At 29.4% G+C, this 2,619-nt stretch carries 2 protein-coding genes; one reads left to right on the top strand and one right to left on the bottom strand.

What is annotated here, in order from left to right; genetic code table 11:
- Positions 1–1,233: 1,233 nt before the first annotated feature.
- Complete coding sequence (locus tag LGZ98_RS23380; RefSeq protein ID WP_262978688.1) at positions 1,234–1,416, bottom strand: hypothetical protein; 183 nt, start codon at positions 1,414–1,416, stop codon at positions 1,234–1,236.
- A 984-nt stretch (positions 1,417–2,400) separates the two neighbouring features.
- On the opposite strand from LGZ98_RS23380, the gene LGZ98_RS23375 reads away from it, so the two are divergent.
- Positions 2,401–2,619: carbapenam-3-carboxylate synthase domain-containing protein (locus LGZ98_RS23375; protein ID WP_262978687.1), on the top strand; the 219-nt coding region annotated here is incomplete at its 3' end.

Here is a 2,619-nt window from a genome sequence, read left to right as displayed (position 1 = left end):
ATCAGACTCTGTTCTCTCTCTCTTTATTCACTATTCTTCAAAAGAATAGGATTGAAAATAACTCATGTCTTTTTATCTTTTTTTATACCGCACGGCATAATTCCTTTTTTAAATATAGAAAATATTTCTTCTAATTTAGCGTTTTGATTAAAAGAAAATAAATATCGATAAATGCTTATCATATTTAACCTGTCATTACATTCGTCATTTACTTCATTTAGAAAGTTATCGTATTCTATGTTATCAACTAACCCTTGTTTCTTTCTTATAAGATATCATTTTCTTTTTCTCATCTTTTCTTTAACTTGATCTTGGGTAGATGTTTTTATTCTGTCAAGGATATCCTTTTCTGCTTTTTTATAATCCTCATGAAGATAAAACTCAGATACCCGATCAGAGAAAAATCATTCCAAACCATATAGTTACATGGTACGTCTTGATCGAAAAGAAGCTTTAATGCCCTATCTTTATTATGAATAATTTCATATTCATTAAATTCTTCAATAGAACCGGATAAAAAATCTGAGCTTTTAAAAAATTCAATAGGTTCCATATAAAAATTTATTATCTCACCCAGATTAAATCATCCTAAAATTTTACTCCAGAGATCAAAGATGCTTTGTCTTACTTTTTAATTTACGTCTTTCCCCTGAATATTAGTGTTATACATCTCTTTGGGTTTAATAATATTGCCATTCTCCATATCTTTTTTAGCTATATTTTGGATGTTAGCTACTTGTTTTGATATGGTATTAATTGATTGATGTAGATTTATTTTATCCAGAGCATTGCATCAGTATATCCGTGATTACCTTGATGCCTTGCCATTGCACTAACCCGTCGGCGTTGGCGTGGCATTCACCACGGTAAGAAAGAAGCCAGCCGGAAGCGATCCCGGTTTTTTACTGTTTCAGAGAGAAAATAGAATAAAATATCTAAAATATTGACTATGTATATATTTACTATGAATCTTATATTTTTCTGTATTATTCCTTTTTTTATCTTCTTATTTATTTTATATTTTTGTGATTTTAAGTTATATATTTAATATATAATTCCAACCATGTAAGCTATTTGTTATTAAAAATAAAAAAGCTGAAAGATCACGGGGATCTTTCCGGATTTTTAAAATGGATAGGCTAAATAATTTTGGCTTGTAATATGCAAGTTAATTTATCTGTTACATATCTTTTAATATTTCATCTAGCCAACTACTATTTTTCCTCTCACACTCTATATTTCCGAAAAAGAAAAACAGATCACTTTTTTTATATCTAAATCATATTCAAAATCAAGAATAGCAAAAAGATAACTTATTTTATCTATATTGTTTTCTTTTAATTTTATTGCGACTGGCTGAGTTATAAAATCAAAACCTGGATCTAAGGCAGGATTATCTTCTCTATCTATACCCAAGAAACTTCAAGATGCAGTTTTTAGCACCTGAAAATGGTCGTTAATTCTAGGTTATGTCCCTCAATTAAATTATGGCTTTAAGAAAAAGGTCGTAACGAGCCATAACATGTTGTTTCCGAAAGTCAGAGCCAGATAGATTATTCTATCTCAGCCTATTGCGGGACACAGCCTAGTACTACAGCCGTACTTACTTTTTTCAACAGAAAAGACACCCATAGAAAAGCTTAATTCATGCGGTTTCTCAGAGTTGTGAGCATCAAGGAAAATGCAACTTTCTAGTATCTACGGCTGTAGTACTAGTACGTTGTTGGGTATGCTCTCGGTGAACTACCTTAACCAGAACAACCATACATTACATGTAATTGGTCGACCTGACTGAACGGTAGTTATATTTGATAAATCCATAATTAATCTACAATAATTAGTGAGCGCAAGGATTTGTTAATTTCTTAATAGACAATTTTGTTATATTTAATTTATATAACTATTAGTTGGCTTCTTTTGCTAAGGACACATACCTGATGATACCGCGCGTGATAAATACGATTGCAATTTACCCATTTTTTCTTTGAATCTGTAGCACGGTAACCAATTCTGCACAGTTAGACGGTATATTTTGCACTCATTAAACGGGGTTAGCTTCTCTATCATAATGCACAGTACAGAATAAAATTCCTAATCAGATGAAAATGATTGGAATGCATACAACTATGATTTTAGCTGAACTTGTACCTACTTGGATCCATGAAAGATACATAATATATCAGAGGGAATGTAACCATGCGTGATTGTCACTGGTACAATAATATTGCGATTTCTATATTTAAAAACAAATAGTTAATTAGATATATAAATAATTTTAATTTTAATGATCAAATGCATTGATAAATTAATTTAATATGATACTATTATTAACACCAGATTAATTTTTAGAAGTATAACTATTTAAAATACTTTTATAAAGTTATAAAAAGGAATTTAAAATTGAGCTCAGAGTTTTGCTTTGTTAAATATGGTTTTGATAAAAATTTAAATAAATTAATAAATGAATTTCAATTTGATGAATTATCTACTGGAACCATACTCTTCCGTAGTACAACAAAGGTATCTAAATTTAAAAGTGAAAGATATACTGCTTTTTTAATTGGTAATATATATAACATATCTACCATCAGATCCATTCTTGGAAAAATAGAAGGAAGA

This window comes from Photorhabdus kayaii, assembly GCF_025384895.1.
In the GTDB taxonomy this organism is placed as follows: domain Bacteria; phylum Pseudomonadota; class Gammaproteobacteria; order Enterobacterales; family Enterobacteriaceae; genus Photorhabdus; species Photorhabdus kayaii.
The sequence above is the reverse complement of the archived record's forward strand: the minus strand, read 5'-3'. Positions and strand labels throughout refer to the sequence as shown.